The organism is Streptomyces boncukensis (genome assembly GCF_011045075.1).
Taxonomy (GTDB): Bacteria; Actinomycetota; Actinomycetes; order Streptomycetales; family Streptomycetaceae; genus Streptomyces; species Streptomyces boncukensis.
Map to the genome: position 1 here is coordinate 1 of NZ_JAAKZZ010000167.1, position 14,155 is coordinate 14,155.

At 75.8% G+C, this 14,155-nt stretch carries 14 protein-coding genes; 6 read left to right on the top strand and 8 right to left on the bottom strand.

From position 1 onward, the window contains the following. Positions 1-78: 78 nt before the first annotated feature. On the bottom strand, positions 79-453 hold the full coding sequence (locus G5C65_RS17350) for a CU044_2847 family protein (protein WP_165299760.1): 375 nt from the start codon (positions 451-453) through the stop codon (positions 79-81). A 112-nt stretch (positions 454-565) separates the two neighbouring features. Continuing rightward, positions 566-1,762 (bottom strand): sensor histidine kinase, encoded by a 1,197-nt coding sequence (locus G5C65_RS17355; RefSeq protein WP_165299761.1) that lies wholly within the window; start codon positions 1,760-1,762, stop codon positions 566-568. Positions 1,763-1,919: 157 nt separating this feature from the next. Between G5C65_RS17355 and G5C65_RS17360 the strand changes: the two genes are divergently transcribed. Continuing rightward, the gene (locus G5C65_RS17360) at positions 1,920-2,132 is read left to right on the top strand and encodes a hypothetical protein (protein ID WP_165299762.1); all 213 of its coding nucleotides are present in this window, start codon (positions 1,920-1,922) and stop codon (positions 2,130-2,132) included. Positions 2,133-2,298: 166 nt separating this feature from the next. On the opposite strand, the gene G5C65_RS17365 is transcribed toward G5C65_RS17360, so the two are convergent. After that, a complete protein-coding gene (locus tag G5C65_RS17365) occupies positions 2,299-3,768 on the bottom strand; it encodes a DHA2 family efflux MFS transporter permease subunit (RefSeq protein WP_420903327.1) in 1,470 nt (489 codons plus the stop codon). 149 nt (positions 3,769-3,917) lie between these two features. On the opposite strand from G5C65_RS17365, the gene G5C65_RS17370 reads away from it, so the two are divergent. From G5C65_RS17370 to G5C65_RS17380, 3 genes are all read left to right on the top strand, one after another. Further along, the gene (locus G5C65_RS17370; RefSeq protein ID WP_165299764.1) at positions 3,918-4,094 is read left to right on the top strand and encodes a DUF6104 family protein; all 177 of its coding nucleotides are present in this window, start codon (positions 3,918-3,920) and stop codon (positions 4,092-4,094) included. Between the two features lie 115 nt (positions 4,095-4,209). Beyond that, positions 4,210-5,172 (top strand): DUF4097 family beta strand repeat-containing protein, encoded by a 963-nt coding sequence (locus tag G5C65_RS17375; protein ID WP_165299773.1) that lies wholly within the window; start codon positions 4,210-4,212, stop codon positions 5,170-5,172. A 1-nt stretch (position 5,173) separates the two neighbouring features. After that, complete coding sequence (locus G5C65_RS17380; protein WP_165299765.1) at positions 5,174-6,121, top strand: PadR family transcriptional regulator; 948 nt, start codon at positions 5,174-5,176, stop codon at positions 6,119-6,121. 7 nt (positions 6,122-6,128) lie between these two features. On the opposite strand, the gene G5C65_RS17385 is transcribed toward G5C65_RS17380, so the two are convergent. Together G5C65_RS17385 and G5C65_RS17390 are read right to left on the bottom strand one after the other, a co-directional pair. Continuing rightward, positions 6,129-8,978: a lantibiotic dehydratase gene (locus G5C65_RS17385; RefSeq protein WP_165299766.1), complete on the bottom strand. Its 2,850-nt coding sequence runs from the start codon at positions 8,976-8,978 to the stop codon at positions 6,129-6,131. Next, positions 8,962-9,921 (bottom strand): lantibiotic dehydratase C-terminal domain-containing protein, encoded by a 960-nt coding sequence (locus G5C65_RS17390; protein ID WP_165299767.1) that lies wholly within the window; start codon positions 9,919-9,921, stop codon positions 8,962-8,964. Before G5C65_RS17390 ends, G5C65_RS17385 begins: the two co-directional genes overlap by 17 nt. Before the next feature lie 261 nt (positions 9,922-10,182). On the opposite strand from G5C65_RS17390, the gene G5C65_RS17395 reads away from it, so the two are divergent. Continuing rightward, a complete protein-coding gene (locus tag G5C65_RS17395; RefSeq protein WP_338146484.1) occupies positions 10,183-10,977 on the top strand; it encodes an SDR family oxidoreductase in 795 nt (264 codons plus the stop codon). 36 nt (positions 10,978-11,013) lie between these two features. Continuing rightward, positions 11,014-11,934, top strand: coding sequence for an SDR family oxidoreductase (locus tag G5C65_RS17400; RefSeq protein WP_165299769.1), 921 nt, complete (start codon positions 11,014-11,016; stop codon positions 11,932-11,934). 37 nt (positions 11,935-11,971) lie between these two features. Here G5C65_RS17400 and G5C65_RS17405 read toward each other — a convergent pair whose 3' ends face one another. From G5C65_RS17405 to G5C65_RS39310, 3 genes are all read right to left on the bottom strand, one after another. Further along, entirely contained in the window at positions 11,972-12,574 is a 603-nt protein-coding gene (locus G5C65_RS17405; RefSeq protein WP_165299770.1) for a GNAT family N-acetyltransferase, read from the bottom strand. A gap of 102 nt (positions 12,575-12,676) precedes the next feature. After that, on the bottom strand, positions 12,677-13,321 hold the full coding sequence (locus G5C65_RS17410) for a LuxR C-terminal-related transcriptional regulator (RefSeq protein ID WP_165299771.1): 645 nt from the start codon (positions 13,319-13,321) through the stop codon (positions 12,677-12,679). After that, a partial coding sequence (locus tag G5C65_RS39310; RefSeq protein ID WP_165299772.1) for a sensor histidine kinase occupies positions 13,285-14,155 on the bottom strand: 871 nt, incomplete at its 5' end. The genes G5C65_RS17410 and G5C65_RS39310, both read right to left, overlap by 37 nt.

Genomic DNA, 14,155 nt, shown 5'->3' on the forward strand with positions numbered 1-14,155 from the left:
CCCGTGGATACGCCCCCATCCGCGCCCCGTTTCCCCGCACTTCCCGTACGTCAGTCGTGGGACCTTTGAGCCATCAGGCTAGTCGCCGGGTGTGACAGGCGGGAGGGGCCCGGAGTCACGCCAGGTCAGCGTCACCGACACGGACGCCTTCGACTCGCCGTCCGCGACCACGGCGGCGAGCCCCCGGCCCGGCCGCACGGCCAGCTCCACCCCGAACGTCGCGCTCACCTCGTGCGGGCGGGCCGCGCGCGCCGCGTCCAGCACGGCGCTGCCGACACCGCTGATCACCTCGTTGAGCTGGCGGGCGCGGGCGAGCAGGCGGCCGGGCGCGGCCACGTCCTCGTACGCGAACTCCTCCGAGCCCTCCGGCTCCTCGGTGTCGTCCAGCACATGGACGCGTGCCAGCACCGTCTCGCCGCCGGGCAGCGCGATCTCCCGGATCTCCCGCTCCATACGCCTCTCCTTCGCTGTCGCTGTCGACACCGGTTGGTGCCCGCCCAGCACGGGCGCCCCGAAGGGGCGCGGGGCTCGTGTCCTGTGCGGCCTCGCCGGACTCGGGCTCGCCCTACCCGCCGGAGCCCGGAGCAGAACCCGGAACGGCACCCGGAGCGGCACCGGCACCGGCACCGGAGACGGGCCACGGCAGCCACGCGTAGAGCCGAAAGTCCCGCCCCTCCCAGCCGTGCTCCAGATGGCCGCCCGCGAGCGAGGCCCGCTCCGCGAGGCCGATCAGCCCCTGCCCCGCACCGGGGACCCCGGCGGAGGCCGAACCCGCAGGCGCCGGATTGCGCAGCTCGACGCTCAGCCCCTCGCCCGCAGCGCCGCGCACGGTGACGGTCACGGGCGAGTCGGGGGCGTGCTTGCGTACGTTGGTGAGCCCCTCCTGCACGACCCGGTACGCCGTCCGCCCGGCCAGCGCGGGCGGCGTCCCGGCCGCGGTCGCGTCCTCGCACACGGTGACGTCCAGCCCGCCGTCCCGGGACTCCCCCACCAGCCGCCGCAGATCGGCGAGCTGGGGCTGCGGCCGCCCGGCGTCCTCCGGCGACCGCAGCACCCCGATGATCTCCCGCAGGTCCTCCAGCGCCTGGTGGGCGCTCTCCCGGATCACCCCGGCGGCCCGCCGCACCTGCTCGGCCTCGCCGCCCGGGTTCACCTCCAGCGCCCCCGCGTGGACGCTGAGCAGCGAGAGCCGGTGCGCGAGCACGTCGTGCATCTCGCGCGCGATGTCCTCGCGCGCCTCGCGCCGCGCCTGGGTGGCGGCGCTCTCGGCCCGCTCCTGCATGGACGCGACGACGAGCAGCCGCTGCGAGCGGACGAAGAGCCCCCAGCCGATGGCGCAGGCGAGCAGCGTGAAGTAGACGAGCGCGGAGGTGGTCTTCGGATCGTCCGCCGCAGGGCGCTCGGCGGCGACCAGCACGATGGGCGCGAGGGCCAGCACCGCGAGCCCCTTCGTCACCCTGGGCTCCCGCCGGGAGACGGCGGTGAACAGGGCGACCAGGCAGGCCCCGGTGAAGAAGTGCCCGAACGGCCCGAGCAGCAGCAGGACGACGGCGAGCGGCACGGGCCAGCGGCGCCGCAGGAAGAGCGCCGCGCACGCGGCGGCGCCCGCCAGCTGCTCCAGGAAGAGCGCGTTCTCGGACATGTCCGTGCCGACCATGGCCTCGTCGGCGGTGAGCAGGAGGAAGCAGGAGGCGAAGAGGAAGGCGCCGATGTCGGCGGCCCACTCCCGGGACGTGCGGCGTTCTCGTTGTGCGGCGCGCATACCCGCGAATCTACGGGCGGCGCCCGCCTTCCGGACCGCCCGGGGCGCGCTCGTAGACCATCGGACGACAGCGGCGGCCCGGAGCGCCTACTTTGGCAGCACTCCCGGCGCCCTGTGCCCGATACCGGGCGGCGCGGCGGGCCAGCAGGGTGACGGCATGAAGAAACTGCTCGGCATCCTCTGTTTCCTGCTGCTCGCCCAGGGCGCCGGCGGGCTGGCCCACAAGTTCACCGGCGGCTGGTTCGACAAGTGGGCGCTGGTCCACCGCATCGGCTTCCTCGACGGGTACGAGGTCTACGTCTGCGTCCTGCTCATCGTCCTCGGCCTCGCGGTGGGCGCGGCGAGCGACTCGGTGAAGGACGGGAAGTAGGCGGGCCCTCGTCTCCCCGCGCCGATCACGGGGTGCCCGTGGTCCACGGGGCCATCGGGCCCCGTCAGGGGCGCGGGGAACTGCGCGCCCGGCCACGGTGTACCCGCGGACTGCGACGCGCCCGCAGGGGCACCCCGTGATCAGTACGGGGAGACGAGGGCTCGCCTCACTCCCGTACCGCTCGCGGCAGCAGGCCGACCAGCAGCGCCGCGGCACCGGTGATGCCCGCGGCGGCGAAGAACGTGGCCGCGTAGCCGTCGGCGGCGTGCGCCGCCGACACCGCGGCGCCGTGCCCGCCCGCCGCCGAGGCGGACACCGCGCCCAGGATCGAGAGGCCGAGCGCACCGCCGATCTGGCGGGAGGTGTTCACCAGCCCCGCCACCACACCGGCCTCCTGAGGGGTGGCCCCGGCGGTGGCCGCCTCCGTCATGGGGGTCAGCAGCAGGCCGATACCGGACGCCATGACGATCCCGGGCCCCAGGATCGAGCCCGGGAACGTACCGCCGGCCTCCAGCACCACCCCCTGCCAGGTGAACCCGGCGGCGGTCACCAGGGCGCCTGTGGCGATCATCGTCCGGTTGCCGAGCAGTGCCATCAGCCTCGGCGCCGCCTTCGACGCCACCATCACGGCCAGGGTGTGCGGCAGGAACGACAGGCCCGCGCGGATCGCGCTGTAGCCCAGCACGTTCTGCATATAGAGGGAGAGGAAGTACCACATCGCGAAGCTGCCGACCATGCCGACGAGCGTCACCACGTTCCCGGCCGACACGCTGCGCAGCCGGAACAGCCGCAGCGGCACCAGCGGCTCGGCGCTGCGCGCCTCGACCGCCACGAAGGCCGCGAGCGCGACCAACCCGCCCGCGAGCGGCAGCAGCGTGCCCGCCGCCGTCCAGCCGTGCGACTCCGACTGTCCGATGCCGTACGCCAGCGCACCCACGCCCGCCGTCACCAGGGCCGCGCCCGGCAGGTCCAGCGCCCGGTGCCCCTGCCGCCCGTCGCCCTGCTCGCGCAGCCAGACGGCGACGAGGGCGATCACCACGGCGCCGATCGGCACATTGATCAGCAGCACCCACCGCCAGGACAGCAGCTCCGTCAGCACCCCGCCGATCAGACCGCCCGCCGCGCCTCCGGCGGTGCCCACGGCCGCCCAGGTCGCGATGGCCCGGGTGCGCGCCGGACCCTCGGGGAAGACGGCGGTGAGCATGGACAGCGTGACGGGGGCGAGTACGGCGGCGCCGACGCCCTGCGCGGCACGGGCCACCACCAGCGTCTCCGAACCGGGCGCCAGCCCGCCCGCCAGGCTCGCGCCGGTGAACAGGCCGACGCCCACCAGATACACGGCCTTGCGCCCGTAGAGGTCGGCCGCGCGGCCGCCGAGCAGCAGGAAGCCCGCGAACGTCAGCGCGTACGCGTTGACGACCCACTGCAGCGACGACGGGCTCAGCCCCAGCCCCTCCCGGATGCTGGGCAGCGCCACGTTCATGACCGAGACATCCAGCACGACCAGGAACTGACCGATGCTGGACGCCAGCACCACGGCCCAGGCCCGCACTCCGGGCGGCGGCGACGCCGCCTGCGGGCCGACGCCGCCCGCTTCCGTTGACCCTGTTGAAGACGTCGTAGACGTAGGAGACATGGCGGTCATCCTGGTGCGCCGTGCGCGCGGGCACATCGGGAGAAGGATCGACCGCCTCCCCGCACATGGGTCTAGGCCCGGAGGCGGTACGGGCCTCCGCCTACCCTGGTGCGGTACCACTTCCCCCTCCGGTCCCCTGGGAGCGACCTGTGTACTTCACCGACCGTGGCATCGAAGAGCTCGCCGAGCGGCGCGGCGAGGAGGAGGTCAGCCTGGGGTGGCTGGCCGACCAGCTGCGGACGTTCGTGGATCTGAACCCGGACTTCGAGGTGCCGGTGGAGCGGCTGGCGACCTGGCTGGCGCGGCTGGACGACGAGGACGAGTGACCGGAGACGGGTGGCCTGCGGGCGCCCGCCCGTCGCCGAGGGTTGCCCCGTACGCGATACGCGACATATCGTGTTCCCCGTGAGACGCGATATGTCGTCGTTGCCGTACGCCCGTATGTCCTACGCAGGGGAGGCCGCCGTGCCTGTCGACCGCTCGTGGCAGATCTCCGAGCCGCAGAAGGCCGATTTCCCGGACCCCGTCACCGAGCTGCACGTCCGCGTGGTCAACGGCACCGTCAACGTCGTCGGCACCGACGAGGACGTCACCCACCTGGAGGTCGACCGGGTCGAGGGGCCCCCGCTCACCGTCACACACGAGGACGGCAAGCTCGTCGTCGCCTACGAGGACCTGCCCTGGAAGGGCTTCCTCAAGTGGCTGGACCTCAAGGGCTGGCGCCGCCAGGCGGAGATCTCCCTCTCCGTGCCCGCGCACGCGCGGCTGTCGCTCGGGGTCGTCGGGGCCAGCGCGGTCGTCTCCGGGATGCGCGGACGCACCGCGGTCAAGGGCGTCTCCGGCGACTCCACCCTCGTCGGGCTCACCGGCCCGGTGTACGCGGAGACGGTCTCCGGCAACGTCGAGACCCAGCGGGTCAGCGGCACCCTGCGGTTCCACTCCGTCTCCGGGGATCTGACGTCCATCGACGGCAGCACCTCGGTGCACGCCGACACCGTCAGCGGCGCCCTGGTCCTCGACGTCTGCCCCGAACTGCCGAGGAACACGGACATCAAGCTGACGAGCATCTCCGGGGACGTCGCCATCCGGCTGCCCGAGGACGCCGACACCGCCGTGACGGCGCACACCACCAGCGGCGGCCTCTCCAGCGCCTTCGACGAGCTGCGCCCCAGCGGCCTGTGGGGCGCCCGGCAGGTCACGGGCACGCTCGGCGCGGGGCGGGGGCAGCTGCGGGCCGACACCGTCTCCGGCGCCCTCGCGCTGCTGAAACGGCCGCCCCAGGAGGACGCGGGCCCGGACGCCGGCCCGGACGCCGACCACGGCGCCCCGCACGGCCCCGCAGACCCCGCCGGTCCCTCCGGCGCCGACGCACCCGCAGGCCACTCCCTGCGTAAGGAACTGTGACATGGCTCCCGTCTTCGCCCACGGACGCCTCCGGCTCTATCTGCTGATGCTGCTGGACGAGGCGCCCCGGCACGGCTACGAAGTGATCCGGCTGCTGGAAGAGCGCTTCCAGGGCCTCTACGCGCCCTCCGCCGGAACCGTCTACCCCCGCCTCGCCAAGCTGGAGGCCGAGGGCCTGGTCAGCCATACGACCGAGGGGGGCCGCAAGGTCTACGCCATCACCAAGGCGGGCCGCGCCGAACTGGCCGGCCGCCAGACCGAGCTGGCCGAGCTGGAGGTCGAGATCCGCGAGTCCCTGGCCGCGCTGGCCGCCGACATCCGCGCGGACGTCAGCGGCTCCGCCGACGAGCTGCGCCGCGAGGTGCGCGAGCAGACCCGGGACGAGGTGCTGCGCGCCAAGGAGGACTGGAAGGAACAGGCGCGCAGGGCCAAGCAGGAGGCGCGGCAGGCCCGGCGGCAGGCCAGAAAGGAGCGGGAGGCGCACACCGAGGCGGTGGAGGAGGTGCAGCGCATCGCGCGACAGGTGCAGGACCAGATCCAGACCCATGTGCACACAGGCGACTGGCAGGGCGCGGTCCGCGAGGGGATGTCCCAGCTCGCCCGCGAGATGGGCAACCTGGGCCGGATCGCGGGGAGCGCGGCCGGGTGGCCCCCGTACGAGTCGCCTGCGCCGCCGGAGCAGCGTCCCGGTCCCAGCCCCGGCAGCACCGAGGACGCCGCCGGGACTGAGACCGGGACCGGGACCGCGGCCGGGGCCGGGACGGCCTACGAGGCGGAGGAGCCGACCGGTGACACGGTGCGGGACCTGGAACGGCTGCTCGACCGGTTCCGGGACGATGTGCGGGACGCGGCGCGCGACAGCGGGGTGACGGAGGATCAGTTCCGCGAGGTCCGGCGCCGGCTGTCGACGGCCTCGGCGCATATCGTGGCCACCCTGCGGAGCGGTTAGGGGAACCTCACCCCCCGTCGAGGACCGCCGCGGCTCGCCGGGCGAGCTGATCCGGCGTCCGGTCGTACGGCAGCCGCAGCACCAGCTGTGCGGTGAGCGCCGCCCCGTCGTGCAGGGCGTCCCGCAGCGGCGGCGGCTGACCGGGCGACGGCAGCGCCTCCTCGATCAGCAGATCCGCCGCGTCCGCCCCCGCGGGCGCCGAAGCGCACAGCCGCTCCAGCGTCTGCACGGCGGGCAGCGCGGCGAAGTCCACCGGCACCGCCGCTGCCCCGGGCCGCGCCCGGACGAAGCCGAACCGGGGCAGCGCAGCCGAGCGCCGCAGCGCGGCCAGCGCCGCCACCTTGGCGGCCTCCGGCTCGCTGTGCCGCCACAGCGCGGCGCGCGGCACCCGCCACTGCGCCGGGCTCACCACGAGCGCCCCGCCCACCGTCAGCCGCGGCACCCGCACCGCGTCCGGGAACGCGTGGGCCAGCCCGTCGAGCCGGAGCAGTGGGGAGGCCGCCGGGTGCCCGGCGCCGAGCAGCAGCCGCAGCAGGCGGTCGTACGGCGGCGCGGGGGCGCGGGTGGCGTGGTAGACGGGCAGGATCCGCTCCCCGGCGGCCTCCGCGACCAGGGTGCCGCCCTGCCGCCGCAGGGTGATCCGGTCGAGCGGCAGATGGCGAGGCGGATGGGGCGTACGCCCGTAGTACAGCCCGGTGTTGGGGTCGCCCGTGCACCAGGAGGTGGTGACGGGACGGCGCACGGCATTGGCGGCACGCCCGTCCAGCGGCGGGACCAGCACCTCGACGAAGCGCACCCGGGCCGCGCGCTCCACGGCGGCGAGGAAGGCGCGGTACGCGCGTGCCGCGGGGTATCCGCCGTGCAGGGCGCGCAGCGTGTCGGCGAACCGCGCGTCCAGCGTCCCGGCCGGTGTGACGGACTCCAGGACGGCGACAGCGCCGGGGCCCGGCAGCGGGCGCAGCAGGCAGTCCACCGGCCAGGCGGTGAGGTGCCGCGGGACCGGGGGCGCGCCGAACTCGTCCAGCAGCGCCCCGTCCACGTCCACCTGCTCCTCGCCGAGGTGCCTGGCGATGTGGGCCAGCAGCCGGGCGTAGCCCGCGCCCTCCGCACCGCCCCGGGAGCCGGCCGCGCCGGGCCGGACGGACTGGGGCCAGCCCGAGGGGCGCGGTCCGGGCTGCGGGCCCGGCGGCGGGTCGCCGTCGCCGAGGTGGTGGTCCGCGAGGATCCGTACGACGGACCGCGGCTCGGGGCCCACCGAGCGGGCCTCGTCGAGGAGTTGCCAGCCGGGCGGCGGGCCGGCGCGTGCGGCGTCCCGCAGCGCCGCCAGCCGCGCCGCGAGCCGGGTGCCGTATGCGACGCGCTCGGCCGCCCCGGCGCCGACGGCGGCGTCCACGGAGCGGTAGGAGTCCAGGCAGCGCCCCCGGCTGACCGCGTGCCGCGCGGCCCGCGCGGTGCGTGCGGGGCTCGCCACCGCCGCCGTTGACGGGCCCTGCCGGTCCTGCTGGCCCTGCTGGTCCCGCTGGTCCTGCCGGGAAGGGGCCGCCGCCTCGTACACCGGGGTCCAGCCGAACAGCCGGACCGCGGGAGCCGCGCACACCTGGAGGACGCCGAGCCGCAGCAGATGGGTCAGAAAGACCCGCAGCATCGCCGGACGCGCGCTGTCCCGCAGCACCCCGGCGAGCGCCGCCTCGGTCTCGGCCAGCGTGCGCGCCCCCTCCGCGAGGGTGGTCCGCACGGCGTCCAGCGCGGGGCCGCCGGGCAGGGTGACCTCGCGCAGCCGCCAGCCGCTGGTCTCCGGGCCGACCACGGCGCAGCGCAGCCCGCCGTCCCGCGCGGTGTGGTGCAGCGGGGCGAGCGCGAGCAGGGTGTCCGCCGGGGCCGGCCCCAGGTCGAGATCGCGGAGGGTGGCCCACAGCGTGTGGACGTTCTCCGTGGTCTGAGCGGCGAAGGCGAGCAGCCGCGCCCCCTCCCGCAGCAACCGCGAGCCGTCCGGGCCGCCGGCCACCGGGCCGGCCCCCACCGGAGCGCAGCCCGCCCGGCCCGTATCCGCGCTGCCGCCCTGCGGGGCACACTCCAGCGGTACCGTCGCGAGCTGGCCGGAGTCGGTGCCCGGGGCCGTCCGCAGGGCCGCTCGGCCCAGGGCGCGCCACAGCGCCGCGGTCGCGTTGCGGAGCCGTTTGCCGTCCCACGGCTCGCCCGCGTCCGCGCACCGCCCCAGGTCGGCCAGGAGCCCCGGGGAGGCCGTCTCGACGGCCGCACGGAGCGCGGGGAGGGTGCGGGCGCGGGACAGCAGCAGGGCGCCGACGCGGGCGCGTTCGGCGGCCACCATCCCCTCGAACTGGCCGCGCCCGTCCGCGAGGGACGCCGAACGGCGGGCGAGCGCCACGAGCTCCCGGGCCAGCGCCGGGCTGACCCGCGCGACGCCCCCGGCCGCGTCCCCGCCCGCGCTCGTCTCCGCCGCGCTCGTGGGGACGACGCCCGCGCGCAGCCCGCGCCGCAGCGCCAGTACGGCCCGCCGCTCGGCGGCCGTGAGCCGCTCGTCGGGGACGACCTCGCCGCCCAGCCGCGCGCTCAGCCGCCGGGCCCGCTCCATGAGGTCGCGTTCCTCCGCCACCAGCGCGTCGGCGTCCGCGAAGAGCCACGGGCTGCCCGCGGCCGTCCACTCCGTCGCGGGCAGTTGGGCGATCCGCAGCAGCGCGGTCGTGCCGACCGCCATGGCGGCGGGCGCGGGGACGGCGCGGTCCTGCTCGGCGGCCCGGTGCGCGCGGGGGGCCGCGCCCGGGCGGCCGGAGTACGGGTGCGCCGGGTCCGCCGGGTCCGCCGGGTCCGCCAGACGGGCCTCACGCGAGTGCGACATCCCGGTCTCCTTCCCCGGTGGGCTCCGCCGCCAGCACGTCGGTCAGCGTGTGCTGCCGTGCGGGGGAGAGGAGCCCGCGGTTCCAGTGGAAGACGGTGTAGTACGCGGCGGCGGCGCACGGGCCGACGGTGGCCTCGCCCGCCTCGAAGTAGCCCATGCGCCACTTCGCGGCCCGCGCCCGGGTCGTGTCCGCGTGCCGCGCGAGGGTGGCGCGGCACGCGGCGGGGAACGCGGTGAGGGACTGCTCGCGCGGCTGCCGCCAGAAGGCGGCGATGCCCTCGGCCACCCGCCCGCTCACCGCCTCTCCGTGCGCCGCCGCGGCGCCGCCTGGCGCGCGGCGCGCACCGCGCCCGGTCTTCTCCCGCAGCGCCGCCCACACGCCCCGGTGCTCCCATCCGACGATGCCGAGCCCGGCGAAGACCTCGCGCAGCGTCAGCAGCGAGTGCCGCCACGCGGTCAGCTCGCCCTGCCGGCCCGGCGCCTTGAGGTGGTGGTCCAGCCAGCCGAGCGAGTCGGCGGTGAAGAGCCGGTGGACGTACGGCATGGAGGCGGGGCCGCCGAACAGATAGTGCTCCGGCTCGTACACCACGCGGACCGGCGCCTCGCGCAGCAGCGCGCTGCGGGCGAAGCGGGCCCGCAGGCAGAGGCTGAGGGTCACGGCGGAGTCGGCGTCCGGGGCCTCGAAGCGGACCCGTATCCCCGGCTCCCGGTGCAGATAGGAGAAGTTCACCGCGCGGCCGTCGGCCAGGAGTTCGCGGACGGTCACGGCCAGTTCGCGGTAGAAGTCCTCGCGGGCCCCGGGGCGCGGCGCGAGGTTGAACTGCACCCAGCGGCTCGCGGGTGCCGTCCCGCCGCGTACGGCCGCGATTCCGGCGGCCGTACCGGCGGCCAGGAAGGTGCGCAGTTCCCCGGCCTTCAGCAAGGCGTTCCCCCAGTGCGTCATGCAGTGCTTCATGCAGTACGTCATGCAGTGCGTCAGGTGCTCCCAGGCGGCGTTGCGTAGAGGGACTTCCCGGCGCACGGGACGATGAAGAACCGATCGACATTCTTCATACAATGAACAGGAGTGCGCCGGTGGCGGGGAGCGCCGCCATGGCGCGGGGCGCGCGTCCCGCCGCCGCACGACCGCCGCGCGCACGGGGTGGAGACAGGCACGGAGGTATCGGCTACCTTTTCACCTAACGTTTGTTTGGTGGAGGTGGCCGTGGCGGTCGTACTTGTCACCGGAGGAACGCGCGGCGTGGGAGCGGGAGTCGCCCGGGTCTTCCTCCGGGAGGGCGCCGATGTCGTGGTGTGCGGCAGGCACCCGCCCGAGCGCCCGGTCGCGGCGGACGGCCGCACCGCGCGCTACCTGCCGCTGGACGTACGGGACGCGGCGGCCGGCGAGGAGCTGTGCGCACGGCTCGCCCGGGAGCACGGCGCGCTGGACGTCCTGGTGAGCAACGCGGGCGGCACCCCCTTCCGGTACGCGGCGGACGGCGAGGCCGCACAGCACGCCCGCGTCCTCGAACTCAACCTGCTGGCCCCGCTCTTCCTCGCGCGCGCCGCGCACCGGGTGATGCGCCGGCAGCCCGCCGGCGGCGCGGTCGTGATGGTCGGCAGCGTGAGCGGCACCCGCCCCTCGCCGGGCACGGCGGCGTACGGCGCGGCCAAGGCCGGGCTCGCGGCGCTCGCGGGCTCGCTCGCGGCGGAGTGGGCCGCGGACGGGGTGCGCGTCAACACCGTGGTGCCCGGCATGGTGCGAACGGAGCGGCTGCGGGAACACTTCGGTGGCGGGGAGGGGCTGGGCGCGGCGCTGGAGCGCACGGTCCCGCTGGGGCGGCTGGCGGAGCCGGAGGAGGTCGGCGACGCCTGCGCGTATCTCGCCTCGCCGCGCGCCCGGTACGTCACGGGCGCGGCGCTGGCCGTGCACGGCGGCGGCGAGCGGCTGGCCCTGCACGACGCGGGAGAGGGCCCGGCCCAGCGGGCGGGGCCCCCGGACCGCCGGGGCTCTGCCTGAGGCACGCCGCAACAGGGCAACAGCCAAGGAGCTGGTATGGACACTCACTCACTCGCGCGGGGCCGGGTCGTCGTCGTGACCGGGGCGGGCCGGGGCCTGGGCAGAGCGCACGCGCTGGCCTTCGCGCGCGCCGGTGCCCGCGTCCTCGTCAACGACCTGGGCGTCGCGCCGGACGGCACGTCGGCCCAGGAGACGCCCGCGGCCCAGGTGGCGGGCGAGATCCGGGCGTGCGGCGGCGAGGCGGCGGTCTCGGCGGACGACGCCGCGGACCCGTCGGGGGCCGCCAACCTCGTCCACACGGCGCTCGACCGCTTCGGCCGGCTCGACACCCTGGTGAACAACGCCGGCTTCCTCCGCGACCGGATGCTGGTCAACCTCGACGAGAGCGACTGGGACGCCGTCATCCGCGTCCATCTGCGCGGCCACTTCCTGCCGATGAAGCACGCGGCGGCGCACTGGCGCGCGGAGGCGAAGGCGGGCCGTGCGCCGGACGCGCGCATCGTCAACACCTCCTCGGGCGCGGGCCTGCTGGGCGCCGTCGGACAGGGCAACTACGCCGCGGCCAAGGCGGGCATCACGGCGCTCACCCTGGTGGCCGCGGCGGAGTTCGCCCGGTACGGCGTCCAGGTCAACGCGCTCGTGCCGGCAGCGCGCACCCGGATGACGGAGCGCGTCTTCGCCGGGACGATGGCGCCCCCGCCGGACGGCGCCTTCGACGAGATGGCCCCGGAGAACGTCTCCCCCCTCGTCGTCTACCTCGGCTCCACCGCCTCACACGGCATCACCGGGCGGGTGTTCGAGGCCGAGGGGGGCCGGGTCAGCGTGATGGACGGCTGGCACCGGGCCGCCACCGCGGACAAGGGCTCCCGCTGGGATCCGGGCGAGCTCGACGGCCCCGTGCGCGAGCTGCTCTCGAAGTCACCCGCGCCCTCTCCGGTCTACGGGGCCGCGGAGTAGCCCGGGGCGCCCTGCCCCGGACGCCGGGCGGCGCCCCTCACCGCGGAGGGCGCCACATGGGCCACATCTCGGGCCCGCCGGGCAGCCGCACCGGCTCGCCCCGCATCCGGAAGCCGAGCCGCTCGTAGAGCCCGCAGCTCCGCGCCGAGCTGGCCTCCAGATACGCCGGCAGGGCCGCCGCGTCGCACCGCTCCAGCGACCGCCCCAGCAGCGCGCCGCCCAGCCCCGCCCCCTGCCGCTCCGGCAGGACGGCGATGAACTGGAGGTAGGCGTGGTCCTCCGAGGGATGCCGGCCCCCGACGGCCTCGCCGAGCTGCCGCAGCCGGGGGTTGCCGGGGTCCACCGCGTCCAGCGCGTCCGCCAGCTCCTCCGCTCCGGTCTGCCGCCCGTCGCGGTGGTGGAACCAGAGCACGACCCCGGCGCCGTCCTCGGTCGTCTCGGCGGTGCCGTGCCGGAACGCGGACTCCAGGAAGGCGCCCTGGAGCCGCGGGTGCCGCTCCTCGCAGTGCGCCTCGCCGGGGAAGAGCCAGCGGCTGACCGGATCGGCGCGGAAGGCCGCGTGCAGCAGGACCCGGACCCCCGGCAGCTCGGACTCCCGGATCGCCCGGACCCCGACCGTCCCCGTACGCGATGCGCGCACCGTCCCACTCCCTTCAACTCGCCTTCCTCGAAAGCCAGTTCACGACGGTACCGCGTCGCAGCGCGGCGCGCCGGGAGTCCGGGGAGCGCTCAGTGCTCCAGATCAGTGCTCCAGATAGGCGAGGACGGCCAGCACCCGGCGGTTGTCGGAGTCCGAGGAGTGCAGGCCCAGCTTGGGGAAGATGTTGCTGATGTGCTTGGCCACCGCCTTCTCCGAGATCACCAGCGTCTCCGCGATGCCCGCGTTCGAGCGGCCCTGGGCCACCTGCTCCAGCACCTCCCGCTCGCGGGCCGTCAGGCTGCCCATCCGCTCGTCGCGCACCTTGCGGGCGAGCAGCTGGGTGACGACCTCCGGATCCAGCACCGTGCCGCCCTGGGCCACCTTGCGGATGGTGGAGAGGAACTCCCGCCCGTCGGACACCCGGTTCTTCAGCACATAGCCCACCGCGCCCCCGCCGTCGGCCAGCAGCTCCTGGGCGTAGAGCGGCTCGACGTACTGGGACAGCAGCAGCACCGGCAGCCCCGGCAGCGCGCGGCGGGCCGCCAGCGCGGCGCGCAGCCCGTCGTCGGCGAAGCCGGGCGGGAGCCGTACGTCGACGACGGCCGCGTCGGGGCGCTGCTCCAGCAGGGCCCGGTGCAGCCCGGGGCCGTCCTCCACCGCGGCGGCCACCTCGTGGCCGTGCGCGCCGAGGAGCCGGATGAGGCCGTCCCTCAGCAGGAAGTGGTCCTCGGCAAGGACAATGCGCACGGCAGCTCCAGGGTCACCAGGGTCGGGCCGCCCGGCGGGCTGTTGACGGCCAGCACTCCGTCGAAGGTCGCGAGCCTCCGCTCGATGCCCCGCAGCCCGCTTCCCCGGGCCGGGTCGGCACCGCCGCGCCCGTCGTCGGTGACGGTGGCCCGCAGCACGCCCTGAGCGTAGCCGAGGTCGATCCAGGCCCGTTCGGCGCCCGCGTGCTTCGCGGCGTTGGTCAGGATCTCCGACAGCGCGAAGTAGACGGCGGACTCCACCGGCGGCTCCGGGCGGCCCGGCAGGGAGAGCGCCGGCTCCACACGGAGCGGGCTGGTCAGCGCCAGGGAGCGCACGGCGTCGGCGAGCCCCCGGTCCGCCAGCACCGGCGGATGGATACCGCGCACCAGGTCGCGCAGCTCTTCCAGCGCCTTGGAGGAGGACTCCCGCGCCTCGTTCAACAGCTCCCGTACGGCCTCCGGGTTGCTCTCCAGCACCTGGTCGGCGGCGTCCAGTGTCATGCCCATCGCGACAAGCCGCGCCTGGGCGCCGTCGTGCAGATCGCGCTCGATCCGGCGCAGGTCGCTCATCTGCGTGTCCACGGCGTGGCTGCGGGTGCTGGACAGGTGCGCGATCCGCTCCGCCATCCGCTCGTTCCCGCTCGGCCCCAGCACGCTCCCGGCCAGCAGCGCGTGCACCCGCACCAGCGGGGGCGCGGCGTACAGCGCGAGCGGCAGCAGGGCCGCGCCCAGCAGCGCCGCGAGCAGCCCGGTGCCCGGACCCCGCACGGGGACGAACAGGAACCACAGCCCGCCCCAGCCGTCCGCCACCGCCGCCGCGTAGAGCCCCATGCCC

Excerpts from the sequence above, each read along its gene's own strand:
- G5C65_RS17350 (WP_165299760.1), bottom strand. The coding sequence starts at position 453 with ATGGAGCGGGAGATCCGGGAGATCGCGCTGCCCGGCGGCGAGACGGTG.
- G5C65_RS17355 (WP_165299761.1), bottom strand. The coding sequence starts at position 1,762 with ATGCGCGCCGCACAACGAGAACGCCGCACGTCCCGGGAGTGGGCCGCC.
- G5C65_RS17360 (WP_165299762.1), top strand. The coding sequence starts at position 1,920 with ATGAAGAAACTGCTCGGCATCCTCTGTTTCCTGCTGCTCGCCCAGGGC.
- G5C65_RS17365 (WP_420903327.1), bottom strand. The coding sequence starts at position 3,768 with ATGTCTCCTACGTCTACGACGTCTTCAACAGGGTCAACGGAAGCGGGC.
- G5C65_RS17375 (WP_165299773.1), top strand. The coding sequence starts at position 4,210 with ATGTCCTACGCAGGGGAGGCCGCCGTGCCTGTCGACCGCTCGTGGCAG.
- G5C65_RS17380 (WP_165299765.1), top strand. The coding sequence starts at position 5,174 with ATGGCTCCCGTCTTCGCCCACGGACGCCTCCGGCTCTATCTGCTGATG.
- G5C65_RS17385 (WP_165299766.1), bottom strand. The coding sequence starts at position 8,978 with ATGTCGCACTCGCGTGAGGCCCGTCTGGCGGACCCGGCGGACCCGGCG.
- G5C65_RS17390 (WP_165299767.1), bottom strand. The coding sequence starts at position 9,921 with ATGACGCACTGGGGGAACGCCTTGCTGAAGGCCGGGGAACTGCGCACC.
- G5C65_RS17400 (WP_165299769.1), top strand. The coding sequence starts at position 11,014 with ATGGACACTCACTCACTCGCGCGGGGCCGGGTCGTCGTCGTGACCGGG.